The 24,932-nt window shown below is 71.7% G+C and carries 23 protein-coding genes; 6 read left to right on the forward strand and 17 right to left on the reverse strand.

Annotation, left to right across the window (positions count from 1 at the left end; all coding sequences use genetic code 11):
• Window positions 1–45: 45 nt before the first annotated feature.
• From ACZ7PG_RS35950 to ACZ7PG_RS35970, 5 genes are all read right to left on the reverse strand, one after another.
• A complete protein-coding gene (locus tag ACZ7PG_RS35950; protein ID WP_470243614.1) occupies window positions 46–3,987 on the reverse strand; it encodes a Pls/PosA family non-ribosomal peptide synthetase in 3,942 nt (1,313 codons plus the stop codon).
• Between the two features lie 268 nt (window positions 3,988–4,255).
• The gene (der, locus tag ACZ7PG_RS35955) at window positions 4,256–5,725 is read right to left on the reverse strand and encodes a ribosome biogenesis GTPase Der (protein WP_470243615.1); all 1,470 of its coding nucleotides are present in this window, start codon (window positions 5,723–5,725) and stop codon (window positions 4,256–4,258) included.
• 16 nt (window positions 5,726–5,741) lie between these two features.
• A complete protein-coding gene (locus ACZ7PG_RS35960; RefSeq protein WP_470243616.1) occupies window positions 5,742–6,410 on the reverse strand; it encodes a lysophospholipid acyltransferase family protein in 669 nt (222 codons plus the stop codon).
• On the reverse strand, window positions 6,407–7,111 hold the full coding sequence (gene cmk, locus ACZ7PG_RS35965) for a (d)CMP kinase (RefSeq protein ID WP_470243667.1): 705 nt from the start codon (window positions 7,109–7,111) through the stop codon (window positions 6,407–6,409). The genes ACZ7PG_RS35960 and cmk overlap by 4 nt, the downstream gene beginning before the upstream one ends.
• A gap of 91 nt (window positions 7,112–7,202) precedes the next feature.
• Window positions 7,203–7,769, reverse strand: a complete 567-nt coding sequence (locus ACZ7PG_RS35970; protein ID WP_470243617.1) for a TetR/AcrR family transcriptional regulator — start codon at window positions 7,767–7,769, stop codon at window positions 7,203–7,205.
• Window positions 7,770–7,859: 90 nt separating this feature from the next.
• Between ACZ7PG_RS35970 and ACZ7PG_RS35975 the strand changes: the two genes are divergently transcribed.
• Genes ACZ7PG_RS35975 through ACZ7PG_RS35990 form a run of 4 tightly spaced genes read left to right on the forward strand, consistent with a single transcriptional unit; the run spans window position 7,860 to window position 10,681 of the window.
• Window positions 7,860–8,228, forward strand: a complete 369-nt coding sequence (locus tag ACZ7PG_RS35975; RefSeq protein WP_470243618.1) for a DUF4267 domain-containing protein — start codon at window positions 7,860–7,862, stop codon at window positions 8,226–8,228.
• A gap of 36 nt (window positions 8,229–8,264) precedes the next feature.
• Window positions 8,265–8,747 (forward strand): cation:proton antiporter regulatory subunit, encoded by a 483-nt coding sequence (locus ACZ7PG_RS35980; protein WP_364464715.1) that lies wholly within the window; start codon window positions 8,265–8,267, stop codon window positions 8,745–8,747.
• 7 nt (window positions 8,748–8,754) lie between these two features.
• A complete protein-coding gene (locus ACZ7PG_RS35985) occupies window positions 8,755–9,948 on the forward strand; it encodes a cation:proton antiporter (RefSeq protein ID WP_470243619.1) in 1,194 nt (397 codons plus the stop codon).
• A gap of 4 nt (window positions 9,949–9,952) precedes the next feature.
• Window positions 9,953–10,681 carry a hypothetical protein gene (locus tag ACZ7PG_RS35990; protein WP_470243620.1) on the forward strand — a complete coding sequence of 243 codons (729 nt, stop codon included), beginning with the start codon at window positions 9,953–9,955 and terminating at the stop codon, window positions 10,679–10,681.
• On the opposite strand, the gene ACZ7PG_RS35995 is transcribed toward ACZ7PG_RS35990, so the two are convergent.
• From ACZ7PG_RS35995 to xerD, 7 genes are all read right to left on the reverse strand, one after another.
• Window positions 10,678–12,519, reverse strand: coding sequence for a Xaa-Pro dipeptidyl-peptidase (locus ACZ7PG_RS35995; protein ID WP_470243621.1), 1,842 nt, complete (start codon window positions 12,517–12,519; stop codon window positions 10,678–10,680). The genes ACZ7PG_RS35990 and ACZ7PG_RS35995 overlap by 4 nt on opposite strands.
• 75 nt (window positions 12,520–12,594) lie before the next feature.
• Window positions 12,595–13,347: a pseudouridine synthase gene (locus ACZ7PG_RS36000; protein ID WP_470243622.1), complete on the reverse strand. Its 753-nt coding sequence runs from the start codon at window positions 13,345–13,347 to the stop codon at window positions 12,595–12,597.
• Window positions 13,334–14,140, reverse strand: coding sequence for an SMC-Scp complex subunit ScpB (gene scpB / locus ACZ7PG_RS36005; protein WP_470243668.1), 807 nt, complete (start codon window positions 14,138–14,140; stop codon window positions 13,334–13,336). The genes ACZ7PG_RS36000 and scpB overlap by 14 nt, the downstream gene beginning before the upstream one ends.
• A 317-nt stretch (window positions 14,141–14,457) precedes the next feature.
• Entirely contained in the window at window positions 14,458–15,372 is a 915-nt protein-coding gene (locus tag ACZ7PG_RS36010; protein ID WP_470243623.1) for a segregation and condensation protein A, read from the reverse strand.
• Window positions 15,372–15,782 carry a cobyrinic acid a,c-diamide synthase gene (locus ACZ7PG_RS36015; RefSeq protein WP_470243624.1) on the reverse strand — a complete coding sequence of 137 codons (411 nt, stop codon included), beginning with the start codon at window positions 15,780–15,782 and terminating at the stop codon, window positions 15,372–15,374. Before ACZ7PG_RS36015 ends, ACZ7PG_RS36010 begins: the two co-directional genes overlap by 1 nt.
• Window positions 15,779–16,750, reverse strand: a complete 972-nt coding sequence (locus ACZ7PG_RS36020; RefSeq protein ID WP_470243625.1) for a ParA family protein — start codon at window positions 16,748–16,750, stop codon at window positions 15,779–15,781. The genes ACZ7PG_RS36015 and ACZ7PG_RS36020 overlap by 4 nt, the downstream gene beginning before the upstream one ends.
• Window positions 16,751–16,896: 146 nt before the next feature.
• Window positions 16,897–17,799, reverse strand: a complete 903-nt coding sequence (gene xerD / locus ACZ7PG_RS36025; RefSeq protein WP_470243669.1) for a site-specific tyrosine recombinase XerD — start codon at window positions 17,797–17,799, stop codon at window positions 16,897–16,899.
• 109 nt (window positions 17,800–17,908) lie between these two features.
• Between xerD and ACZ7PG_RS36030 the strand changes: the two genes are divergently transcribed.
• Window positions 17,909–18,415 carry a DUF1707 domain-containing protein gene (locus tag ACZ7PG_RS36030; protein WP_470243626.1) on the forward strand — a complete coding sequence of 169 codons (507 nt, stop codon included), beginning with the start codon at window positions 17,909–17,911 and terminating at the stop codon, window positions 18,413–18,415.
• A 21-nt stretch (window positions 18,416–18,436) separates the two neighbouring features.
• On the opposite strand, the gene ACZ7PG_RS36035 is transcribed toward ACZ7PG_RS36030, so the two are convergent.
• The 4 genes from ACZ7PG_RS36035 to ACZ7PG_RS36050 all read right to left on the reverse strand — a co-directional run bounded on the left by ACZ7PG_RS36035 (window position 18,437) and on the right by ACZ7PG_RS36050 (window position 23,561).
• Window positions 18,437–19,066, reverse strand: coding sequence for an NUDIX domain-containing protein (locus tag ACZ7PG_RS36035; RefSeq protein WP_470243627.1), 630 nt, complete (start codon window positions 19,064–19,066; stop codon window positions 18,437–18,439).
• On the reverse strand, window positions 19,063–20,763 hold the full coding sequence (locus ACZ7PG_RS36040) for a CTP synthase (protein WP_470243628.1): 1,701 nt from the start codon (window positions 20,761–20,763) through the stop codon (window positions 19,063–19,065). Before ACZ7PG_RS36040 ends, ACZ7PG_RS36035 begins: the two co-directional genes overlap by 4 nt.
• Window positions 20,764–20,852: 89 nt before the next feature.
• Window positions 20,853–22,013: an acyltransferase gene (locus ACZ7PG_RS36045; protein WP_470243629.1), complete on the reverse strand. Its 1,161-nt coding sequence runs from the start codon at window positions 22,011–22,013 to the stop codon at window positions 20,853–20,855.
• A gap of 216 nt (window positions 22,014–22,229) precedes the next feature.
• Window positions 22,230–23,561 carry an aminotransferase-like domain-containing protein gene (locus ACZ7PG_RS36050; protein WP_470243630.1) on the reverse strand — a complete coding sequence of 444 codons (1,332 nt, stop codon included), beginning with the start codon at window positions 23,559–23,561 and terminating at the stop codon, window positions 22,230–22,232.
• 62 nt (window positions 23,562–23,623) lie between these two features.
• Here ACZ7PG_RS36050 and ACZ7PG_RS36055 point away from each other — a divergent pair, with 62 nt between their 5' ends.
• Complete coding sequence (locus ACZ7PG_RS36055) at window positions 23,624–24,238, forward strand: DJ-1/PfpI family protein (protein WP_470243631.1); 615 nt, start codon at window positions 23,624–23,626, stop codon at window positions 24,236–24,238.
• Here ACZ7PG_RS36055 and ACZ7PG_RS36060 read toward each other — a convergent pair.
• Window positions 24,208–24,897, reverse strand: coding sequence for a GntR family transcriptional regulator (locus ACZ7PG_RS36060; RefSeq protein ID WP_470243632.1), 690 nt, complete (start codon window positions 24,895–24,897; stop codon window positions 24,208–24,210). The genes ACZ7PG_RS36055 and ACZ7PG_RS36060 overlap by 31 nt on opposite strands.
• Between the last annotated feature and the right edge of the window lie 35 nt (window positions 24,898–24,932).

A 24,932-nucleotide genomic window follows, 5' to 3' on the forward strand; every position in this document is an offset into this window, starting at 1 on the left:
ACGGACGGGTGAGTCCGGCGAGCCAGGCGGGTACTTCGTGACCTTCTACTTACCCGTCCACGCGGAGATCGGGTTGCCGAGCCAGCGGGTGTCGGCCGGCACCTCGTCGCCGCGGGTCACCAGCGACCCCGGGCCGACCGTGGTGCGCGCGCCGATACCGGCGCCCGGCAGCACGATGCCGTGCGGGCCGAGCGTCGCACCTTCGCCCAGCACCACCCGCGACATGCTCATGATCCGGTCGTGGAACAGGTGCGTCTGCACGACGCAGCCGCGGTTGATGGTCGCGCCGTCGCCGAGCTCGACGAGGTCGGCCTCGGGCAGCCAGTACGTCTCGAGCCACACGCCGCGGCCGATCTTGACGCCCATCGTGCGCAGCCACGCGCTCAGCAGCGGGGTGCCGCCGATCGAGCCGATCAGCCACGGCACCGCGAGGGCCTCGACGAAGGTGTCGGCCAGCTCGTTGCGCCAGACGAAGGAGCTCCACAGCGGGTGGTCGATCTCGCGGAACTTCCCGACGAGCAGCCACTTCATCACGGTCGCGGTCAGCGCCGCGACGACGCCGGCGGCCAGCAGGGCGGGCCCGGCCAGCAGCGCGGCCACCGCGAAGCCGAACGCCGTCGCCGCCCACAGCAGCCCGAAGGCGACCGAGACGGTCAGCGCGACCCCGCACATGACCGGGATGATCCGGCACAGTTCGACCAGCGCCCGTGCCGCCTTGAGGTGCAGCGCCGGGGTGTAGGTGCGGCTCGTGTCGGCGTCGCCGATCGCGCGGCGCACCGGCAGCGGCGGCATCCCGAGGTACGACGAGCCCTTCTTCGCCTTCAGCGGCGTCGAGGACAGCACCCCCACGAGTCCGCGCTTCGGCACCGAACGGCCGGGCGCGGTCATCCCCGAGTTGCCGAGGAACGCCTGCTTGCCGATCCGGGCCGGGGCGACGTGCAGCCATCCGTGGCCGAGCTCGTAGGTGGCGACCATGGTGTCGTCGGCCAGGAACGCGCCGCTGTCGACCTTGGTCATCTTCGGCAGCGCCAGGACGGTCGACGCCTCGACGTTGCGGCCCACCTTCGCGCCGAGCAGCCGCAGCCAGACCGGCGTGAACAGGCTGGCGTACAACGGGAACAGGCCTTCGCGGGCCATGCTCATCAGGCGTTCGGTGGCCCAGACCTGCCACGCGACGCGGCCGTGCACCGGGTGGTAGCCCTCGACCATGCCGATGCTCAGCGACCGGACGCCGACGAGCACGAGCAGCATGTACGCCAGGAAGTACGCGGCCGTCGCGACCGGCACGAAGATCATCGCGCGGGTGAAGGCGGCCGGCAGCGTCGGCGCGCCGGTGATCGCGTAGCCGAGCACGGCGACGCCGGCCAGCGCGGCGATGCCGGGCAGGAACCCGAGCAGCAGCGAGGTCGCGCCGTAGACGGTGGCCCAGAAGTGCGACCGCGGCGGCCGGCTCGACGGCCACTTCAGCGCGTCGCGCTCGTCCTTGGCCACGCGCGCCGCCGGCGAACCGGCCCAGCGCTGCCCGGCCGGGACGGCGCCGCGGACGGTCGACCCGGCCGCGATCTCCGCGCCCTTGCCGATCCGGACGCCGGGGAACAGCGTGCTGCGCGCACCGACGCGGGCCTCCGCACCGACGTGGACCTTGCCGATGTGCACCCGGTCGCCGTCGACCCAGTGGCCGGTCAGGTCGACCTCGGGCTCGATCGCGGCACCGCGGCCCAGCTTCAGGAAGCCGGTGACCGGCGGCGGCGAGTGCAGGTCGACGTCCTTGCCGATCCGCGCGCCGAGCGCCTTGGCGTACGTCGTCATCCAGGACGCGCCGGCGACGCTGTCCGCGCCGCTGAACTCCGCGAGCTTCTCGGCCGTCCACAGTCGCAAGTGGACACTGCCACCGCGCGGGTAGGTACCGGGGCGCACGCCGGACAGCAGCACGCGGGCACCGCCGGCCGCGATCGCGATGCGGCCCGCCGGGCTGAACAGCGCGACCCAGGCCAGGGCGACCCACGCCCAGTTCAGCGTCGGCGCCCAGGCGAACCCGAGCAGCGCCATGATGTTCGACAGCGCGGCGGCCAGCGTCGCCCAGCGGAGCCCGACGAGCCCCATCAGCGGGACCGTCAGCAGCGTCTGGATCACGCCGGCGCGGCGCGGGGTCGGGGCGATGTCGCGGCGTTCGGTGGCCTGGCCGCTGAGCGCGTCCAGCATCGCGGCCAGCGCGCCGAGCCGGGGGTGGGCGTAGATGTCGGCGACCGACACCTGCGGGTGGCGGGTGCGGATGCGCGCGACGACCTGCGCGGCGGTGAGGCTGCCGCCGCCGTGGGTGAAGAAGTCGGCCTTCGGGTCGTCGACCGACACGCCGAGGATCTCGGCCCAGCCTTCGGCGAGCCACGTCTCGGTCGGCGACAGCCCGGTGGCGTCCACAGTGGACAGCGGCCACGGCAGCGCGTTGCGGTCGACCTTGCCGGACGTGCGGGTCGGCAGGTCCTCGACGACGGCCAACAGCGGCACCAGCGCGGCGGGCAGGTGCTCGCGCAGCCGGGTCGCGGACTGCTCGTGGTCGAAGGGCACTCCGGCGGCGGGCACGACGTACCCGACCAGGACCTGGTTGCCTGCCTTGGTGCGGCGGATCGCGGCGGCCGCGCCCTGCACGCCCGGCAGGGCCTGCAGCGCGGCGTCGACCTCGCCCAGCTCGATGCGGCGGCCGCCGAGCTTGACCTGCTCGTCGAGCCGGCCGAGGAACAGCAGGCCCTCGGCTTCGGCGCGGACCATGTCGCCCGAGCGGTAGGCACGCTGCCAGCCCAGCGACGGCAGCGCCGCGAACTTCTCGGCGTCCTTCTCGGCGTCGAGGTAGCGGGCCAGGCCAGCGCCGCCGATGACGAGCTCGCCGGTCTCGCCCATGGCGACCGGCTGCCCCTCGTCGTTGACGACGGCGAGCTGCCAGCCGGACAGCGGCAGGCCGATCCGCACCGGGCCCTCGCCGGTCAGCTGCGCGGCGCAGGCGACGACGGTGGCCTCGGTCGGACCGTAGGTGTTCCAGACTTCGCGGCCTTCGACGGCGACGCGCTCGGCCAGCTCCGGCGGGCAGGCTTCGCCGCCGAAGATGAGCAGGCGGACGTCTTCGAGCGCGTCGGCGGGCCACAGCGCGGCCAGCGTCGGCACGGTCGAGACGACGGTGATCCGCTGCGCGACCAGCCACGGGCCGAGGTCGACGCCGGTGCGGACCAGCGCGCGGGGCGCCGGCACCAGGCAGGCGCCGTGGCGCCAGGCCAGCCATATCTCTTCGCAGGAGGCGTCGAAGGCGACGCTCAGCCCGGCCAGGACGCGGTCGCCCGGGCCGACCGGCTCGTCGGTGAGGAACAGCTCGGCTTCGGCGTCGACGAAGGCGGCGGCACTCGCGTGGCTCACGGCGACGCCCTTGGGCTTGCCGGTGGAGCCGGAGGTGAAGATGATCCACGCGTCGTCGGCGGGGCCGGGGACACCGGCCCGCCCGCCCGGCGTGGAGTGGACGTTGATCTTGCCGTCGGTGGCGACGGCGGCCACCTGGGCCTCTTCGAAGACCAGCTCGGCGCGCTCGTCCGGGTCGTCCGCGTCGACCGGCACGTAGGCGGCGCCGACGGACAGGGTGGCGAGGATCGCGACGTACAGCTCGGCGGTGCCGGAGGAGATCCGGATGCCGACGCGGTCGCCGAGGCCGACGCCGTAGCCGCGCAGCCGGCGGCCGTAGACGTCGATCTCTTCGAGGAGCCGGCGGTAGGTCAGGGTGGTGGTGCCGTCGTCGATCGCGGCGGCGTTGGGGTGGCGCTCGGCCGTGGCGGCCAGGATGTCGAGCAGGGTGCGCTCGCTGGCGCCGAGCCCGGACCAGAACAGGGCCCGGTCGGCGACCGGCGTGGCCGACGGCGCGTGCGTCACCTCGGCGACGCACGGGAGCGGCGCGGTGATCTCCGCGTCGATCTCCGGGACCGATTCGGCGGGTTCGATCGTGACGGTCATCGGACGCGCACCTCGACCGTGTCGAAGACGTGCCGGGACGAACTATGGGCGCGCAAGCCCATCACTCACCTTCCGCGAGCCTCACCGGGCTTGCACTCCTGAATGAGGCGCCCGCAACGACCCTTCACCATACCCGCAGGTGAAGGAAAGATATCTCCAAGGTCACGACGGAGTGTCGGACCTCACGAAAAGCCGCCCTGACCAGCGTGATCCACGTCGCAATTGGCGGAGCACGCCGGCCCGGGCGTCAGGCTGGGACGTCAAAAAGTCACCGGGATTTGGCGGGCCTGGCCGCTTTTCCGCCGACCTTCGGTTTCGCGTTCTTTTCGCGGATGCGCACATTCACCCGAACGGGGCTGCCTTCGAAGCCGAACTGCTCGCGGAACTTGCGCTCGATGAACCGGCGGTAGCCCGCCTCGAGGAAACCGGTGGTGAACAGCACCAGCGTCGGCGGCCGGATGCCGGCCTGCGTCGCGAACAGCACCTTCGGCTGCTTGCCGCCGCGGACCGGCGGCGGGGTGGCCGCGATCAGGTCGGACAGCCAGGCGTTGAGCTGACCGGTCGGTACCCGCTTGTCCCACGACGCGAGCGCCGTCCGCAGCGCCGGGGCGATCTTGCGCACCGAACGGCCGGTCAGCGCCGAGACGTTGACCATCTCCGCCCACGGCACGCGGACCAGGCCGCGCTCCAGCTCGCGGACCATCGCGTGCCGGCGGTCCTCGTCGACCAGGTCCCACTTGTTGAACACGAGCACGCAGGCGCGCCCGGCCTCGACGACCATGGTCAGCACCCGCAGGTCCTGCTCCGAGATGGGCTCGCCGGCGTCCAGCAGCACGACCGCGACCTCGGCCGCGTCGATCGCGGTCTTGGTGCGCAGCGACGCGTAGTACTCGGCGCCCGCGGCGAAGTTGACGCGCTTGCGCAGGCCCGCCGTGTCGACGAACCGCCAGGTCTCGCCGTCCAGCTCGACCAGCGAGTCGACCGGGTCGACGGTGGTGCCCGCGACCGAGTCGACGACCGAGCGCTGCTCGCCGGACAGCTTGTTCAGCAGGCTCGACTTGCCGACGTTCGGCTTCCCGACCAGCGCGACGCGCCGCGGGCCCGACGTCGGGGCGACGCCCTCGCGCGGCGCCTCGGGCAGGGTCTTGAGGATGGCGTCGAGCAGGTCGCCGGAGCTGCGGCCGTGCAGCGCGCTGACCGGGTGCGGCTCACCGAGGCCGAGCGACCACAGCGACGCGGTGTCCGCGAGCAGCCGGTCGTCGTCGACCTTGTTCGCCACGAGCAGCACCGGCTTCTTCGAGCGGCGCAGCACCTTGGAGGCGGCTTCGTCGGTGGCCGTGGCGCCGACCGAGGCGTCGATCACCAGCAGGACCGCGTCGGCCGTCTGCATGGCCAGCTCGGCCTGCGCGGCGACGGAGGCCTGCAGCCCGGTCGCGTCCGGCTCCCAGCCGCCCGTGTCGACCAGGGTGAACTTGCGCCCGCCCCAGTAGGCGTCGTAGGCGACGCGGTCGCGGGTCACGCCCGGCACGTCCTGCACGACGGCTTCGCGGCGGCCGATGATGCGGTTGACCAGCGTGGACTTGCCCACGTTCGGCCGGCCGACCACGGCGAGCACCGGCTGCGCGAGCGCCGCCTCCTCGGCCGCTTCCGCCGCGTCGATCTGCGCGTCGATCCGGGCGAACTCGGTCTCGTCGGACCAGGTGCCGTCGACTTCGCCGACGCCGTCGTACTCTTCCATCAGAACCCAATTTCCCTTATGGCGTAACGAATCCGTTTTCGGTACGCCAATCGTCCAAAGTCTTGACGAGCGCCGCGAGCTCGCCGCGGAGCTCTTCGGTGCCCTGGTCGAGCCCGGTCTTCCCGGGTCCGACCTTCGGCGTGAACGGCTCCCCCACGAGGATGTCCACGCGTGGCCGCCAGCGCCGCCTGCCGTTCGCCGGCTTTAGCGTGCCCCGTGTCGCGACCGGGAGCACGGTCGCGCCGGAGGCCCGGACCAGCCAGGCCGCGCCGCGTTCGGCCGCGCCGACGTCCCCGGCACCGCGGGTGCCTTCGGGGAAGATCCCGACGACGCCGCCGCCCTTGAGCACGCCGACCGCGGTCATCAGCGGCTTGCGGTCGATCTCGCCGCGCTTGACCGGGATCTGCCCGATGGCCACCAGGAACTTCCCGGCGAGTCCGCCCAGCAGGTCGAACAGCTCGGCCTTGACCAGGAACGCCGAACGCCGCGGCAGCATTCCGAAGATCAGCTGCGGCTCGATCATCGAACTGTGGTTGGCGATCACCACCACCGGTCCGGTGGCGGGCATCCGCTCGCGGCCGTGCACGCGGATGCGGAAGGCCGAACGCAGATGGTACCGGCCGAAGACTCGCCCGGCTTCGTGGAGCCAGCCGACGGAGCCTTCCGGCAGTCCGTCAGCTTTCATCGAGCGACCTCGGCGTTGCACCCCGCCAGCAGCCCGCGGTGGCTGGCCAGTTCGCTGAGGGCGACGATCACCTGGTCGATCGACAGTTCCGAGGTGTCGACGTGCACGGCGTCGTCGGCCGCGCGCAGCGGTGAGGTCGCGCGGGTCGAGTCGAGGTGGTCGCGGCGCTCGACGCTCGCCAGCGCGTCGGAGACCGACGACTTCCGGCCGGCCGCGGAGTCCTGGGTGCTGCGCCGGGACGCGCGGACGTCGGCCGAAGCGGTCAGGTAGACCTTCAGCGGCGAGTCCGGCGCGACGACGGTGCCGATGTCCCGGCCTTCGACGACGATGCCGCCGCGGTGCTCGACCACGCCGTCGATGATCTGCCGCTGCCGGGCGACCAGCAGCTCGCGGACGTGCGGCACGGCCGAGACGGGCGAGACGGCCTTGGTGACCTCGGGACCGCGGATGTCGGCGGCGACGTCCTCGCCGGCCAGCCGGATCTCGAGCCGGTCCGGGCTGGTGCCGATGCCGAAGTCGGTCTTGTCGGCCAGCGCGGCGACGGCGGGCGCGTCGGCCGGGTCGACGCCGGCCCGCAGCACGGCGAGGGTGACCATCCGGTACATCGCACCGGTGTCGAGGTAGCCGGCGCCGAGGCGCTGGGCGAGCTTGCGCGCGACGGTGGTCTTCCCGGTCCCCGACGGGCCGTCCAGCGCGACCACACCACGTAGGGCTCCCGTCACCGGCACTCTCCTCGCGTTCTCGTCTCGTTCGGCTTTGGTGTCCATTCTGCCGGTCGGGGTGCGGAGGAGATCAGTCGGCCCGCGCGCGGAAGCGGCCGACGACCAAGGCGAGGCGCTCGTCACGGTTTTCCGCGGACAGGCGGTGCCCGCGATCCAGGGTGATCAAGCCGTGCAGCGCGCCCCAGAAGACCTCGGTGAGGATCCCGGCCTCCTCGTCCCCCGCCACGGGCTCGACCACGGCGAACAGCCCGGCGAACGCCTCCTGCATCACCGCGGGCGTGTCGTCCTGGGCGAACGGCAGCTCCGAGGCCAGCGTGAACATCGCGTCGTAGAGCGCGGGCTTGACGTCGGCGAACTCGACGTACGCCCGCGCGACCCCCGCGATACCGCCGTCGCGGGCGACGGCCAGCACCGAGGCCAGCTCGGCGAAGCCCTCCAGCGCGGCCGCCGCCATGATCGCGTCCTTGCCGCCCGGGAAATGGCTGTACAGCACGGGCTGGCTGTACTCGATCAGCGCGGCGAGCCGCCGGGTCGTGACGGCGTCCCAGCCCTCCGCCTCGGCCAGCTCCCTGGCCGCGGAGACGATCCGCTGCCCGCGCTCGGTCCGGTCGCGCACACGCCGTTGTCGCTGGGTCATGCCACTGATACTAGCACTGCTAGACAAACTAGCGCCGCTAGGTTAGCGTTGCTAGTATCGCTAGCAACGCTAGAAACCGGAGGGAACACCATGCTCATCGCCGGCTACGTCCTCGTCGCGATCGTCTCGCTGGGGATCATCTACGTCGGGCTCAACTACCTCTTCGCACCGGCGAAGATCGCACCGGGCTTCGGCTTCACCGAAGTCCCCGAAAACGCCGAGGCGTTCCTCAACGTCAAGGGCGGCCGCGACATCGGGGCCGGCCTGGTCCCGCTGACCCTGATGATCTACGGCGACCCGCACGCGCTGGGCTGGGTCATCCTCGTCGCGGCCGTCTGGCCCCTCTTCGACATGCTGATCGTCCTGCGCCACCGCGGGAAGAAGGTCATCGCGTACAGCGTCCACGGCGTCACCGCCCTCGTCATGGTCGTCGCGGCGGCCCTGCTGCTGCTCGGCTGAACGTCGCGAATCGGACACGTGGGTTACGGTGGTTGGGTGAACGTCGAAGTAACTCCCCTGCCCGGCATCGGGGTCCGCAAGGACTTCAGCACCCGTACGGGCCGCCGCATCGGCGTCGTGACCCAGCGGGACGGCCACACCGAGCTCATCGTGTCCAAGGCGGACGACGCCGACGCCTGCGCCGCCTCGATCCCGCTGACCGCGGACGAGGCGGGCACGCTGGCCAACCTGCTCGGCGCGCCGCAGCTGGTCGCCCAGCTCACCGAGGAGCACCGGGACCTCCCGGGGATCAGCACCCGGCAGCTGCCGATCAAGCCGTCCGGCCCGTTCGACGGCCGGACGCTCGGCGACACGGCCATGCGCACGCGCACGGGCGTCTCGGTGGTCGCGGTGGCGCGGGCGGGCCAGGTGCACCCCTCGCCCACGCCCGACTTCACCCTCACCGGCGGCGACCTGCTGGTCGCGGTCGGCACGAGCGAGGGCCTCGAAGCCGCCGCCAAGATCCTGAAGTACGGCTGAGCGCTCGATGGACCACACCGCGCTGTCCCTGATCGAACTGGGGGCGGTCTTCTTCGTGCTGGGCGCGCTCGGGCGCCTGGCCGGCAAGATCGGCCTCTCCCCCATCCCGCTCTACCTGCTCGGCGGCCTCTGCTTCGGCTCCGGCGGGCTGATCCCGCTGACCGACATCGGCGGCTTCACACACCTGGCCAGCGAGATCGGCGTCGTGCTGCTGCTCCTGCTGCTGGGCCTCGAATACTCCGCGGCCGAGCTGTTCACCGGGCTGCGCCGCTCGTGGACGGCGGGCCTGCTCGACATCGTCCTCAACGCCGCCCCCGGCGCGGCGGTCGCGCTACTGCTGGGCTGGGGCCCGGTCGGCGCGATGGTGATGGCGGGCGTCACGTACATCTCGTCGTCCGGGATCGTCGCGAAGGTCCTCGGCGACCTCGGCCGGCTCGGCAACCGCGAGACGCCGGTGGTGCTGTCGATCCTCGTGTTCGAGGACCTCGTGATGGCGCTTTACCTGCCGATCCTCACGGCGGTGCTGGGCGGCGTCAGCTTCCTCGGCGGCCTGGAGGCCGTCGGGATCTCGCTCATGGTGATCACCGTGGTGCTGGTGATCGCGCTGAAGTTCGGCCGGTACGTCTCGGCCGCGGTCGACAGCCCGGACCGCGAGGTGTTCCTGCTCAAGGTCCTCGGCGCGGCGCTGCTGGTGGCGGGGATCGCGTCCGCGATGCAGGTGTCGGCCGCGGTCGGCGCGTTCCTGCTCGGCATCGCGATCTCGGGCTCGACGGCGGAGAACGCGACGCACCTGCTCGAGCCCCTGCGAGACCTGTTCGCGGCGGTGTTCTTCGTGGTGTTCGGGCTCAACACGAACCCGGCGTCGATCCCGCCGGTGCTCGGCTGGGCGGTCGTGCTGGCGGTGGTGACGACGCTGACGAAGGTCGGCACCGGCTGGTGGGCGGCGCGCCGGCAGGGCATCGGGAAGATGGGCCGCGCCCGCGCCGGAGCGGCGCTGGTGGCCCGGGGCGAGTTCTCGATCGTCATCGCGGGCCTGGCGGTGACGGCCGGCGCGGTCGACGGCGAACTGGCCGCGCTGGCGACGGCGTACGTGCTGCTGATGGCGATCCTCGGCCCGACGGCGGCCCGCGTGGTGGAGCCGATCGCCCGTGCGCTCCAACGGAAAACGGCGTCGAAGACCGCACCGGCCGAGGCGAACTGACGCGATGACCGTCACCACCGCCCTGGCCGCCGTCCTCGACCGTCCCGAACGCGAAGGGCACGAAGTGCTCGCCGCCTTGGCCGACCACGGCGCGTACGTCCCGGTCACCGCGGACGGCAACGTCGTGTTCATCAAGGCCGAGGACGGCAGCCCCGCGCTGCCGGGCTACGTCAGCGAAGAGTTTTGCGCACAACATCTGCCTTCGGCCGGGGGCGCCGTGCACTGCGACGTGCTGCGGCTGCTCGACATCGCCGAGCAGACCGGGGTGGCGGACATCGTGGTGTTCTCCCCCGGCGGCTGGGCGCGGGTGCCGGCGCCGCTGCTGAAGCGGACGCTGGCCGAGCGTGGCGTGCGAGGCGAAGGTCAGCCGATGAAGCTCAGCTGGTCGCAGCACCCCGCGGCAGTCGCGATGCGGGACGCCGCGGTGCAGCGGATCCGGGAGTTCCCGGCCGTCCACACGGTGTGGGTCTCGCAGGCGCGGTGGCTCGACACCGGGGTGGAGCACCTGATGGTGCACATGGCCGTCGACGAAGAGCTGCCGTCGGAGTCGGCGGGGCAGCTGATGGAGGCCATGCTCGGTGGGGGCGCGGACCGCCCCCAGGTGGGCATGCTCGCGCTCAACACGACGACGCACGCGGCCACGATCACCGAGCTGGCCGGGATGGGCCTGGACACCGTCCGGGCCGACCCCGCCACCGGCCGCGTCGACGTCCTCTCCCGCGAGTACGACTAGCGCAGGTCCGCCCGGCCCCGGGACGGCACGAACTCGCCGCCGCCCGCGGCCGGGTGGGTCGTCACCTTCGGCGGGATGCCCACCAGCGGGACCGACGCCGACGTGCGCCCCAGGTCCAGCGTCACCCGGCCCGGCTGGGCCGGCCCGCGGATGAAGCTGCCGTCCGTGCCGCCGATGATCAGCGCCAGCGCGTGGCCCTTCGGCACGATGTGGTCGGTCGACGCCAGCCGGAACGTCATCGTGTACGCCGTCCCCGGCGTCAGGACTCGTTCCTGCGAAAGCGAAGCGTAGTTCGCCAGGTCCGCCCAGCCGCGGCTCAGGATCGTGTAGTTCACCTTCTTCACGTCCGCCGTGGCGATCTTGTAGCAAGCGTCGTCGCCCGTGGTGGACGAGCCCCAGCAGTTCTCCGTCGTCCCCGTCTTGATCCCCTCACCGCTGCCGGCGAAGTTGCGGATCGTCGCCGGGCCGAGGTCCACCAGCAGCGCCGAGAGCCGGGCCGACGCCGTGCTCGGGGTCGCCGTCACGGTCACCGACGTCGTCCCCGAAACCTGCAGGTCCGACGCCAGCGTCCCGGTCGAGTAGGTCAGCGCCGCGCTGCCCGGGCTCGTCACCCAGGTGTCCTCGCCGAGGTTCGGGTTGTCCGTGAACGACGCCGTCCCCGGCGCCGTCGCGGTCCCGAGCGAGCCGCCCGGGTGCGGCCGCAACGTCGTCGGCACCGCGTTCGCCGCCGGGTAGGCGCTCTGGTCGACCCACTGGTCCGGCTGCCGCTCGACGCTCGCCTGCGGCCCGTTCTGGACGCCGTTGTCGACGCCCAGCAGGTAGTGGTCGAACCACCGGTGCAGCAGGTCGACCCAGCCGTCGCGCCGGTAGTCGAACGGGTCGACGTGCCCGGTCTGCGACAGCCAGATCTTCTTCTCGACGTTCAGCCCGCTCCACCACTGTCCGAAGTGGATCGTCTTGACGTTCAAGTCGTTGACGCCGTGGGAGAGCAGCACGCTCGCCCGCACGTTGCCCGCATGGGTGACGTAGTCGCGGTCCGCCCACAGCGGCCCGTAGTCGCCGTTGGCCGTGGCACCCTGCGTCAGGACCTGGTTCTGCGCCGAGCAGTTCTGGCCGCTGTTGCGGGCCTCGACGGTCTGCGCGAGCCCCGCCGGGTTGAAGCCGAAGGTCGCGCCGTCGGAGCGGTAGTAGTCGTACCAGGAGCTGATCGCCGAGATCGGCACGATCGTCTTCAGGCCGGCGACACCGGTCGCGGCGACGCCGTTGGCGATCGTGCCGTCGTAGGACTTGCCGATCATCCCGACGTTCCCGGTGCTCCAGCCCGCGGTCACCGCGCTGCCGCCGGTCTTCGCGCTGTACCCCGTCACGCGCCCGTTCAGCCAGTCGACGACCTTGCGCGCCGAGTCGACGTCCGAGGTGCCGCCGACGTCCGCGCAGCCGGCCGAGCGGTTCGTCCCGGCCAGGTCGACGAGCACCACGGCGTACCCGCGCGGCACGAAGTAGTTGTCGTAGAACAGCGGGAACTTCACCGGTTTCCCGGCGCTGTCGTAGGACTTGAGCTCGCTCTCGTTGCCGCGCCCGCAGCACGAGTAGTACGGGCTGGCGTCCATGATCACCGGAACGGGTGACGTCGCCTCACTCGGGCGGACGATGTCGGCGGCGACGCGGTCGGGCTTGCCGTCGCCGTCGCCGTCGTGGCCGATGTCGACCCAGACGGTCTCGCGGATCGCCTTCGTGTAGTCGTAGACCGGTTCACTCGCCCGGGGCGCCGCGTGCGCCACCCCGGGGAGGAACGTCGTGAAGAGGATGAGCGCGAGCAGTGCCAGACCGGATCGCATGGCTCCACGCTGGCAGTGGCGGCGCACTCGCGCCACGGCGGAAAGTCGGGACTGTGACAACCCCCGAAAAGCGCGTCAGAGCTCGACGGCGCGGTAGAGCGAGCCGACCTCGCCCTTGGTCAGCCGCCGGATCGAGCCGACGCGCTGGTTGCCGAGCTGGACGTCGCCGATCGCGGTCCGGACCAGCTTGAGCACCGGGTGCCCGGTGTCCTTGAGCAGGCGGCGCACGATGTGCTTCTTGCCCTCGTGGATGACCAGCTCCACCAGCGACTTGCCGGAGTGCATGTCCTTGACCCGGAACTGGTCGACCTTGATGATGCCGTCCGGCAGCTCCCAGCCGTTGCGGAGCTCCTTGCCGAGCCCGCGCGGCACGAGGCCGTCGACCTCGGCGAGGTAGGTCTTGAGCACCTGGTAGGAGGGGTGCATCAGCCGGTGCCCGAGGTCGCCGTCGTTGGTCAGCAGCAGCAGGCCCTCGGTGTTCTCGTCGAGCCGGCCGACGTGCACGACGCCGGGGGTCTCCTCGTAGCGGCCCATCAGGTACTCGCCGACGCACGGGCGGCCGCGGTCGTCCGACATCGTCGAGTGGACGCCCTTGGGCTTGTTCAGGGCGAGGTAGATCAGGTCGTCGCGCAGGTTCACGCGGGTGCCGTCGACGTGGATGATGGCCTCGTCCGGGTGCACCCGGCGGCCCAGCTCGGTGACGACCTGGCCGTCCACCTCGACCCGGCCGGCGGCGATCAGGTCTTCCGCCGCCCGCCGGGAGGCGACCCCGGCCTGCGACAGCACCTTCTGCAGCCGGATGCCGTCGGGGTGTTCACTGGATGTCATCGATGGTGTCCACTTCGGGTAGCAACGGAGCGATGGCAGGCAGGTCGTTCAGTGACGACAGCCCCAGTCGCTCCAGGAACAGCTCGGTCGTCACGTACAGCGTGCCGGTCGTCTCGGGGTCGGTCCCCATCTCTTCGATGAGGCCGCGCGCGAGCAGCGTCCGGATCACGCCGTCCACGTTCACGCCGCGCACCGCGGCGACCCTGGAACGGGTCACCGGTTGCCGGTACGCGATCACGGCGAGGCTCTCCAGCGCGGCCCGGGTCAGCTTCGACCGCTGGCCGTCCAGCAGGAGCTTCTCCACGAACGGGGCATAGACGTCTCTAGTGTAGAACCGCCACCCATCACCGACGCGCCGCAGGTCGATCCCGGAGGCCCGGTCGGTGAACTTCTGCGCCATGGTCCGCAGCGCGACGACGATCCGCGCCTTGGGTTGGCCGACGGTTTCGGCGAGCGATTCCTCACTGGCGGGCGAGTCGACGACGAGGAGGAGGGCTTCGAGGGCGGCCTCGAGGGTCTCGTCGGAGGTGACGTCAGGGAGGGCGTCGACGTCACCGGCGGCGACGAGGTCGGACTCGGGAGCTTCGGGGTCGAGGTCGGCCGGCTCGGCGGCGGCATCGGCCTCGGCGGCGGCTTCGGCCGGCTCGGCATCAGCCTCGGGCTCGGCGGCGGCCTCGGTCGGCTCGGCGACGGGCTCGGGCTCGGCGGCGCCTTCAGCCAGCTCGGCGGCGGCGGGCTCGGCGACGGGCTCGGGCTCCGCGGCAGCCTCAGGCTCGGCAGCACCTTCAGCCAGCTTGGCAGCAGCGGGCTCGGGCTCAGCGGCTTCAACCTCGGCCTCGGGCTCCGCGGCAGCGACCTCGGCCGGCTCGTCCGCCGCAGCGGCCTCCTCGACCGGAGCTTCGTCGGGCGCGACTTCGGCCGCCTCGGCAGCAGGCTCCTCGGCAGGAGGCTCCTCGGCAACCGTCTCCGCAACCAGCGGCTCCACCGGCTCGCCATCGTCCGTCACCGGCTCGCCGGAGAGCGCCTCGTCCAGCGCCAGCTCCGCCGCGCCCTCGACCTCGCTCGCCGGGGGCACCGCCGGCGCCTCGGTGCGCTCGTTGTCTTCGGGGCTCACCCGTACTCCTCTTCGTCTCCGGCGGACCGGTCCAGCTCGGCCGCCGCGGAGGCCTCGACCATCGAGCCGCCCGTCCAGCGGACGTGCAGCTCGGCCAGTGCCTCCGTCTGCTCGAACTGGACCGTCGCCTCGCGGTAGAGCTCCAGCAGGGCCAGGAAGCGCGCCACGATCTCGACTGTGTGCTCGCAGTCGTCGACCAGCTCGCCGAACGTCGCCTCGCCCGCCGCGGCCAGTTTGATGCGCAGCAGCGCCGCGTGCTCGCGGACCGACACGCGGCCCATGTGGATGTGGGCGATCGACACCGTCGGCGGCGGCTTCGGCCGGAACACCGCCACCGCGATGTCCGCGAACTTCGCCGGGGTCACGCCCAGCATCACCTCGGGCAGCAGCCCGATGAACCGCTCCTCCAGCGCCACCGATCGCGGGTACCGCCGTAGCGCGTTCTGCTCCAGCTCACCGAACAGCGCCGCCACCTGCTTGTACGCGCGGTACTGCAGGATCCGCGCGAACAGCAGGTCACGGGCTTCGAGCAGGGCGAGGTCGTCCTCGTTCTCCACCTCGGCCGACGGCAGCAGCCGCGCCGCCTTCAAGTCCAGGAGCGTCGCCGCGATGACCAGGAACTCCGTGGTCTCGTCGAGGTTCCACTCGGTGCCCAGCGCGCGCGTGTACGCGATGAAGTCGTCGGTGACCCGGTGCAGCGCCACCTCGGTGACGTCGAGCTGGTGCTGCGAAATCAGCTGCAGCAGCAGGTCGAACGGCCCCTCGAAGTTGGCCAGCCGCACCTTGAACTTCGACGTGCTCAGCTCTTCGGTGTTGACGCCTTCGGGGATCATCCCGCCGTGCACCGTCTGGTGCTCTTCGGGGACCTGTTCCTCCGGAGCCGATGCCGGGGCCGGTTCCGGCTCGTCCATCAGCCCTCGGTTTCGCCGCCGTCTGAGCCGACCACCCGCAGCCGCTGCACCAGCACCGACTCCTCGCCGTTCAGGTCGAAGTCGGCCAGCAGCACGGCGACCGCCTCACGGACCAGCCGGCCGCGGTCGACGACCAGGTCGTGCTTCGCGCGCAACGTCAGCCGGGCCTGCTCCATGGCGACGAGCTCGTCGCCGGAGACGTACACGGTGATCTTCGCGTCGTGCTTGGTCCGGCCGGAGCCGTGCGGGGCCACGCCGCGGGCGAGCTGTTCCGACCGGCCGTTGCCCGAGGGCTTCGGCTCGACGGGCTCGACGGGCGCGGGCGGCGCCTGGGGCGGGCGGTCGAGCTGGGGACTGGAGGTGAGGCGGAAGAGTTCCGACGCTCCGGGCAGGGAGGCGCGCCTGCTCACCGAGCGATCACCTCGCGGGCCAGCTGACGGTACGCCGCCGCGCCGGCGGACTTGGGCGCCCAGGTCGTGATCGGCTCACCCGCGACCGTCGTCTCGGGGAACCGCACCGTGCGGTTGATGACCGTGTCGAACACGGTCTCGCCGAATGCCTCCACCACGCGAGCCATGACCTCCTTCGAGTGCAGGGTTCTCGGGTCGTACATGGTGGCGAGAATCCCGACTATGTCCAGTTTGGGGTTGAGGCGTTCCTGCACCTTCTCGATCGTGTCGATCAGGAGCGCGACGCCTCGCAGACTGAAGAACTCGCACTCGAGCGGGATGATCACGCCGTCCGCGGCGGTCAGCGCGTTCACCGTGAGCAAGCCGAGTGAGGGCTGGCAGTCGACAAGAACATAGTCGTAGTCGTTCATGACCGGACGAAGGACCCGTAACAACGTGTGCTCGCGCCCTACCTCAGCGACGAGCTGGACCTCCGCCGCGGACAGGTCGATGTTGCTCGGCAGCAGGTCAACGCCGTCGACGCGGGTTTTCATCAGCACGTCGGTGGCACTGACCGACCGCTCCATGATGGCGTTGTAGACCGTCTGGTCCAGTTCGTGCGGCTGGATGCCGAGACCGACGGCGAGCGCGCCCTGCGGGTCGAAGTCGACGAGCAGCACCTTGCGGCCGTACTCGGCGAGGGCGGCACCCAGGTTGATGGTCGACGTCGTCTTGCCGACGCCGCCCTTCTGGTTGCACATGGCCATGATCTTGGCCGGGCCGTGGCGGTCCAGTGGCGCCGGATCGGCGTGCTCGCGGATCGGGCGGCCGGTCGGCCCGATGCCCTCGAGCTTGACCTTCTTGCCGTTGCGCTCCTGCGGTTCGTCGCCGTCGTGGACCGCCGGGGTCGCGATCTTGACGTCGTTGAGGTTCGCCGCCGCCGACCCGGCGGACTCGGCCGGGTGGGCCGGCTGGTTCGGTGTCGACATGGCGGGAAAGCTCCTTGTTCGTCGCGTCCGCCGCAGCCTATGCGCGGAGTCGGAGCCCCGGCAAAGCAACGCGCCGGACCCGAGGGGGCAATGTCACTCGACCGTCAGTCCAGCGTACGAAGGCTGTAGGCGCCCCGTTCGGCCGTCTAGCCCAGTGCCCGGGGGTGCGCCGTCGCGTACACCTCGCGCAGGGTGTTGACCGTGACCAGCGTGTACACCTGGGTCGTCGTCACCGAGGCGTGGCCGAGCAGTTCCTGCACCACCCGGACGTCCGCGCCGCCTTCGAGCAGGTGCGTGGCGAAGGAGTGGCGGAGCGTGTGCGGCGAGACGACGGCGGTGATCCCCGCCCGTTCGGCGGTGTCCTTGAGGACCTGCCACGCGCTCTGGCGCGAAAGCCTGCTGCCGCGGGCGTTGAGGAACAGCGCGGCGGTGCCGCGGCCGTGGGCGGCGAGCGCGGGCCGGGCGCGGACGGTGTAGGCGTGCAGTGCGGCGAGCGCGGGCCGCCCGATCGGGACGATCCGCTGCTTGCCGCCCTTGCCGTCGAGCAGGACGGTGCGTTCGGTGTCGTCGACGTCGTCGACGTCCAGCCCGACCGCCTCGGAGATCCGGGCGCCGGTCGAGTAGAGCACCTCCAGCAGGGCCCGGTCGCGCAGCGGGCGTTCGCCGTCCGGCGGCGGGGTCTCGAGCAGCCGCAGGACGTCGTCGACCGGCAACGCCTTGGGCAGCCGCTTCGCCGGGGTCGGCGGCCGGACCTCGCGGGCCGGGTTGTGCTCGGTGAGGCCCTCGGCGTTGGCGAACTTGTGCAAGCCCCGCACGGCGACCAGCGCCCGCGCGGCCGAAGACGCGGCGAGCGGCCGGTGCTCGTCGTCGCCTTCCCGGAGAGCGGCGCCGAAGGACGTGACGTGCGCGGAGACGACGTCGGCGATCTTGCCGATGCCCGCGAGGTCCAGGTGCGCGGCGTACCGGCGCAGGTCACGGGCGTAGCTGTCCAGGGTGTTGCGCGCGGTCCCGCGTTCGACGACCAGGTGGTCGAGGTACGCGGCGATCACGTCGGCCGTGCTGTGCGGGCTGGAGGCCACGCGGGACACCTTAGGCCGCCCGGGGTCCGTGACCCGGCAGAAACCCCGTTCCCAGCCGGACGCGGTTACCTTGGATTCCATGGAGTCGGACGAGCTCCGCATCGGCACGGCCGAGCGGGAGGAAGCGGCGAGGCTGCTCGCCGACCACTTCGGCATGGGCCGCATCACGCCCGACGAGTACGAGACCCGCGTGACGGACGCGTACGCGGCGGCGACGGTGGGCAACCTGCGGCCGCTGTTCCGCGACCTGCCGCAGCCGCACCCGGGGTTCTTCGGGCCGCCGCAGGCGCCGATGCCGCTGTACGCGCCCCCGACGACCCCGCAGCCGATGCCGTATCCGCAGCCCATGCCGTACGCGCAGCCGGTGCCGTACTCCTACCGGTCGAAGACGGTGGCCGGCGTGCTGCAGATCGTGCTGCCGTTCGGCGTGGGGCGGTTCTACACCGGCCAGGTCGGGCTCGGCCTGCTGCAGCTGTTCGTCTGCCTGATCACGTTCGGCGTCGGCGCGATCTGGCCGTTGGTCGACGGCATCCTGCTGCTCGCCAACGGCGGCCTGGACGCCGAAGGCCGCCCGCTGCGCCCCTGAACCGAGGCGCAGCGGACCTCCTCAGGCTTCCTTGCGCTTGGCGAACGCCGTGGGACGGTCCTCCCACGGGGCGTCCGCCGGGCGGGCCGACGCCGCGCCCGTGACCACCGCGTGCGTGGCCAGGACGCCGGACACCGTGGCGCCGTTGATCAGCTCGCCCGCCAGGGCCATCCGCACCGCCTCGGCGAGCGGGAACTTGCGGATGACCAGGTCCGCCTCCTCCTCGCCGAGCACGTCACGCTCCACATCGGACAGTCCGCGGGCCAGGAAGATCCGCACGACCTCGTCGGTGAAGCCGGGCGACGCCGCGACGTCGACCAGCGTCACCCAGTCCGACGCCGCCAGGCCGACCTCTTCGACGAGCTCCCGCTCGGCCGTGCCGACCGGGTCCTCGCCGAGGTGGTCGATCAGCCCCGCCGGCAGCTCCCACAGCCGGTGCCCGATCGGGTGCCGGTACTGGTGGATCAGCGTGACCTGCTGGTCTTCGTCCAGCGCGACGATCGCCACCGCGCCGAGGTGCTCGATGACCTCGCGGACCGCGGTGTCGCCGCCCGGCATCACGACGTCGTCGATCCGCAGGCCGACGACGCGTCCGATGTGGACGTCCCGGCTGGACGCGACGCTGAACTCGTGCTCGCCCGGCGCGGTCACCGGGCCGCCACGGGGGCCTCGGGCAGCTCGACCGGCAGCCGCTCGGCGACCTTGCGGTCCACCACGGCCTTGACGAACGCGCTGAACAGCGGGTGCGGCCGGGTCGGGCGGCTCTTGAGCTCCGGGTGCGCCTGCGTGCCGACGAAGAACGGGTGCTTGTCGGCCGGCAGCTCCACGAACTCGACCAGGCGGTCGTCCGGCGACGTGCCGGAGAACACCAGGCCCGCGTCCGAGAGCTGCTTGCGGTAGGCGTTGTTCACCTCGTAGCGGTGCCGGTGCCGTTCGGACACCTCCGTGGTGCCGTACGCCTTCGCGACCTGCGAACCCGGCTTGAGCTTCGCCGGGTAGGCGCCCAGGCGCATGGTGCCGCCCATGTCCCGCTCCCCCGCGACGACGTCGCGCTGGTCGGCCATCGTCGAGATCACCGGGTGCTTGGTGTTCTCGTCGAACTCCGACGACCCGGCGTCGGCGATGCCGGCCAGGTGCCGGGCGCCCTCGATGACCATGCACTGCAGGCCGAGGCACAGCCCGAGCAGCGGGACACCGCGGGTGCGGGCGTACTCGATCGCGCCGACCTTGCCCTCGATGCCGCGGATGCCGAACCCGCCCGGGATCAGCACACCGTCCACATCGGACAGCACCGACGCCGCGCCGGACGCGGTCTGCGCGTCGTCGGAGGCGACCCAGACGATCTCGACCTTGGCGCGGTGGGCGAACCCGCCCGCACGCAGGGCCTCGGTGACCGACAGGTAGGCGTCGGGCAGGTCGATGTACTTCCCGACGACCGCGATCCGCACGACCTCGCTCGGGTTGTGCACGCGGTCCAGCAGGTCGCCCCACACCGTCCAGTCGACGTCGCGGAACGGCAGCCCGAGGCGGCGGACGACGTAGGCGTCGAGCGCCTCGCGGTGCAGCACCTTCGGGATGTCGTAGATGGACCGCGCGTCCGGGCAGGCGATGACGGCCTCGTTGTCGACGTCGCACATCAAGCCGATCTTGCGCTTGAGGTCCTCCGGGATCTCCCGGTCGGCCCGGCAGACCAGCGCGTCGGGCTGGATGCCGATGTTGCGCAGCGCGGCCACCGAGTGCTGGGTCGGCTTCGTCTTGAGCTCGCCCGACGGCGCCAGGTACGGCACCAGCGAGACGTGCAGGAAGAAGCAGTGGTCGCGGCCGACGTCGTGGCGGACCTGGCGGCAGGCCTCCAGGAACGGCAGCGACTCGATGTCGCCGACCGTGCCGCCGACCTCGGTGATGACGACGTCCGGCGTCTGGCCGGCCTCGTCCGGCTGGCCGGCCGCGGTGATCCGGGACTTGATCTCGTCGGTGATGTGCGGAATGACCTGGACGGTGTCGCCGAGGTACTCGCCGCGGCGCTCCTTGGCGATCACCTCGGAGTAGACCTGGCCGGTCGTGACGTTGGCCTTGCCGTCGAGGTCGCGGTCGAGGAAGCGCTCGTAGTGCCCGATGTCGAGGTCGGTCTCCGCACCGTCGTCGGTGACGAACACCTCACCGTGCTGGAACGGGTTCATCGTCCCGGGGTCGACGTTGAGGTACGGATCGAGCTTCTGCATCGTGACGCGAAGCCCGCGCGCGGTAAGGAGTTGTCCCAGGCTGGAAGCCGTGAGTCCTTTACCCAGAGAGGAGGCGACGCCTCCGGTGACAAAAACGTACTTGGTAGCCCGTGACTGAAGTCCCACGGGCCGCCAGCATATCCGAAGACCGCGGATCCGCGCGCCGGGACATGCCCGAACTCTCTTTTGTGCCGTTGACCACCCGACGGGGTGACCTACGCGGCGGCCTTCGCGAGCCGCAGCCGCGGCCGTCCGGTGAGCGCCTGGCTGCCCGGCAGCCGCCGCAGCACCTCGACCATCACGATCGTCAGCGCGATCGTGGCGAAGTAGATGATCACGCTCAGCCAGGGCGCCCCGAAGCGCTCGGCCACGTGCGGGATCAGCGGCCCGAGGAACGCCAGCGCGAGCGGGTGGACCAGGAAGATGCTGAACGACCGGTTCGCCGCCCAGGAGACGAGCCGGGCCCCGCCACTGCCTTCGCGACGGCGACCCGACCACCACGTGCTGAACGCGTAGATCGCCGCGATGACCGCGAGGAACCACGGGATCAGGTACGGCTGGAACGGGTCGCTGGCCACCTGCGGGAACGTTCCACTGTGGACAGTCCGGAGGTAGTACCACTCGGTGCCGGCCAGCACCGCCACGAGGGCGCCGCCGAGCAGCAGCCGGTGCCGGCCGACCCACGCGTGCACGGCCTCGAAGTGCATGGCCACCACGGCGCCGAACAGTGTGTAGAACTGGTACGGCAGCAGCGTGGCGTACAGGTGGGTGATCGTCTCGTAGCCGACGCCGAACGGCTGGTAGGTCATGAACAGCGTCACGCCGACCTGCAGCGCGCCGCTGCCCAGCAGCAGCCACTTGTGCTTGCCCTCGGTCGCCCGCAGCAGCTTCATGATCCACGGGAACAGCAGGTACACCTGCATCGTCACGAGCAGGAAGTACAGGTGGTACCAGGCGCCGCCGGTGACGAGGTCCTTGAGCAGCAGGCGCATCGACGCCTCGAGCGAGTCCGGCTGCTGCGTGCCGGTGACCAGCGAAAACGCCCAGAAGAACATCGACCACGCCAGGTACGGCGTCGCGACCAGCGGGAGCCGCTTGCGCCAGAAGCCGGACGGCGTGATCTCGCGGCCGCGGTTCTGGAACACCAGCACGAACCCGGTGAGCGCGAAGAACGCCTCCCGCGTGAAGTGCAGCGGCGTCTCGACGGCGTTGGCGCCGACGTCCTGCGCGAAGTTCGTGGCGCCGACCACGTGGATGAGGATCACGCACGCGAAGGTGACCAACCGGAACAGGTCGATCTGGTGCAGGTACGGCGCTTTCCCACCCGGTCTCGCGATCCGGGAGGGCGCTTCGAGAGTGGCCTGGGCAGTCGTCATCGTGCCGCCGTTCCGGCACCGTCGTCGGCGTGGTTCACGTTGTCAGACTTGCCACCCATTCTGTGAATTTCCCATGAAGGCACTGGGAAGCGCCTGTTGGCAGAGGTCCCTGGGGCTGTTGGATATGCCACTTCCGCTCACGGAGCGGGGACCCGTGGATCATGTTAATACGTAAGCTCTCCGGTACCGAGCGTGACCTTCGTCATCAAGCCGTGATCAGCGGAAAACATCCCGCTCGACCTCGTCACGGACCGCCGCGAGCGCTTCGCGGAGTTCGGCGTGTCCCACCGAGCCCAGCGCCAGCCGGAGCGCCTGCGGCACCGCCGGCGTCGTCGCGAACGGCTCCGCGGTGGCGACCGCCACCCGCCGCCGGGCGAGCGCCGCCACGACGCGGTCCGGCCGGGAGTCGCGGGCGAGCGGCAGCCACCGGAAGTACGACGACGGGTGCCCGATCCACGGAAGCCCGGCCAGCACCTCCGAAGCGAGCGCCTGGCGCCCTCGCGCGTCTTCGCGCTTGCGGGCCTCCAAGCGTTCGACGGTACCGTCCTCGAGCCAGCGGCGCGCGATGGCCGCCGTCAGGGCGGGTGTGTTCCACGTCGTAGCCCGGATCGCGCTCTCGAGCGCCGGCACCGACTCGAGGGGCGCGACGGCGAACCCGACCCGCAACCCGGTCGCGACGCTCTTGGACAGCCCTGACACGTAGACGGTGGCTTCCGGCGCGAGCATCGCCAGCGGCGGCGGCGCGTCCTCGACGAGGTAGGCGTATGACGCGTCCTCGATGATCGTCACGCCGTGCTGCCGGGCGACCTCGACGAGCCGCGCGCGCTGCCCGGCGGAGAGCACCCAGCCCAGCGGGTTGTGCAGGGTCGGCATCGCGTAGACCGCGCGGACCCGGCGCCGGCGGCAGAGCCGGTCGAAGGCCTCGAGGTCGGGGCCGTCGGCGGTCACCGGCAGCGGCGCGAGGTCGAGTCCGAGCGTGCGCGCGAGCACCCGGAAGCCCGGATACGTGAGCGCGTCCACCGCTACGACGTCCCCGGCCCGCAGCAGCGCCATCGCCGTCACGGCCAGGCCATGCTGCGCGCCGTCGACGATCAGCACGCGTTCGCGGCCGGCGTCCAGCCCGCGCCGGCGCAGGTGGCGGGCGACGGCGGCCCGGTCCTCGGCGCGCCCGCGGTGCGGCTGGTAGCGCAGCAGCGCGTCGAGGTCGCCGGCCGTGGCGAGGTCCCGCAGCGCCTCGCGCAGCAGGCCGGCCTGCCCGGGGATCGACGGCGAGTTGAAGCTGAGGTCGACCGCGTCCGCGGCGACCGACCGCTCGTCGACGCCGTCGCCCGCGGCCTGGTCCCGGACGAACGTGCCCCGGCCCTGCTCGCAGCTGACCAGCCCCATCGCTTCGAGCTCGGAGTAGACGCGGGACGCCGTCACGACGGCGATGCCCTCGTCGGCGGCCAGCCGGCGGTGGGTGGGCAGCCGCGTCCCGGCCGGCCACTGCCCGCCCCGGATCCTCGCCGCGAACGCGTCCACGACGCCCTTGTACTTCGGCACCCGCACGCCGCGATTGTAGGCAGGACAATTTGTGGACTGTCCTGGATCGGCCGTCCTAGCGTGCGGTCATGCACACCGCGATCCTGACCTTCGACGGCTACAACGAACTCGACTCGCTCATCGCCCTCGGCGTCCTGAACCGGACGCCCGGTTCGCGGGTGTCCATCGCGAGCCCCACGCCGCGGGTGACGTCGATGAACGGCGTCACGATCGACGCGGCGATCGGGCTCGAGGAGGCCTGCACGGCCGACGCCGTGATCGTCGGCAGCGGCGTGAAGACCCGTGAGGTCGTCGAGGACCCGGCGATCACGAGCGTGCTGCGCGGCCTCGACCCCGGCCGGCAGCTCCTGGGCGCCCAGTGCTCCGGCACGCTCGTCCTGGCGAAGCTCGGGCTGCTCGCCGACGTACCCGCCTGCACCGACCTGACGACGAAGCCGTGGGTCCTCGCGGCCGGCGTCGAGGTGCTGAACCAGCCGTTCTTCGCCCGCGGCACGCTCGCCACCGCGGGCGGCTGCCTGGCCTCGACCTACCTCGCCACCTGGGTCCTCGCCCGGCTGCACGGCCTCGAAGCCGCCGAGCACGCGATGCACTACGTCGCGCCCGTCGGCGAGAAGGACGAGTACGTCGAGCGGGCACTGCGGAACGTGACGCCCTACCTCGAGCCGGCCGCGATCTCCGCCTGATCCGGCTCGGTGCCGAAGAGGGACTTCAGCGTCACCTCGCGGTTGACCCGCACGTGCTCGACGGCTTCGGCGTGCGCCCGGCCCGCGTCCCCCGACGCGATCGCCTCGTAGAGCCGGCGGTGCTCGTCGAGCAGCTCGGCCCAGTGCTCGTTCTGGCTCGTGAGCCAGCGGAGCCGGCCCTGCAGGGGCTGCAGCATCGTGGTGAGCAGGGTGTTGCCCGCGATGGCCACGATCTCGTCGTGGAACTGCGAGTTGAGCACGGTGATCCGGGCCGCGTCGTCGCGGGCCGTCGCGCGGGCGGCGTCGGCGAGCATCCGCTCGAGCCGCTTCAGCTCCGGCGCGCCCGCCCGCTCGGCGGCCCGCCCGGCCGCGAGCCCTTCCAGCGCCTCACGGACGTCGAACAGCTCCTCGACGTCGACGCGGGCGAGCTGCCGGACGACGATCCGCCGGGCCGACTGCTCGACGAGGAAGCCTTCGGCCTCGAGGCTGCGGATGGCCTCGCGCACGGGCACCCTGGACACGCCGAGGTCCTCGGCCAGCTCGCGCTCGACCAGCCGGTCGCCGGGGCGGAGACGGCCGGTCAAGATCCGTTCGCGCAGCTCGTCGCGCACCCGCTGCCGGGTGGCCGCGAGGGGCTGCCGCTCGCTCGCCGTCGTCACCGGTCCCCTCTCTTCAACACGCTCGTAACACGAGT

The sequence above is a fragment of the Amycolatopsis sp. NPDC114504 genome (assembly GCF_055633595.1).